At 62.1% G+C, this 248-nt stretch carries 1 protein-coding gene; it reads left to right on the forward strand.

Annotated elements, in window-relative coordinates; translation table 11 throughout:
- Positions 1-21: 21 nt before the first annotated feature.
- Positions 22-248 (forward strand): type 4b pilus protein PilO2 (pilO2, locus tag HMPREF2924_RS18990; protein ID WP_256567963.1); only part of this gene is annotated, 227 nt, incomplete at its 3' end.

Genomic DNA, 248 nt, shown 5'->3' on the forward strand with positions numbered 1-248 from the left:
AGCCGTGGACCAGACGTCTCGATCCTGAGCTACCACGGCAACAAGTTCGTCAGCGGCCTGTTCTGGCGGCCGCTGTCCAGCCAGCGGCAGTACATGAAGGAAGCGCGCAAGCTGGGCAAGGAAGAGCATCTGGACATCGTTGCCATCCGCCATTCGCCGACGGTGATCCAGGCCGGCTTCGTTTCGAAGTCGCAAGGCGCAGTCAAGGGCATGTACTCCCTGGCCTCGGCGCTTTCAGGCCAGTTCGA

The organism is Pseudomonas sp. HMSC063H08 (assembly GCF_001813645.1).
In the GTDB taxonomy this organism is placed as follows: domain Bacteria; phylum Pseudomonadota; class Gammaproteobacteria; order Pseudomonadales; family Pseudomonadaceae; genus Pseudomonas; species Pseudomonas aeruginosa.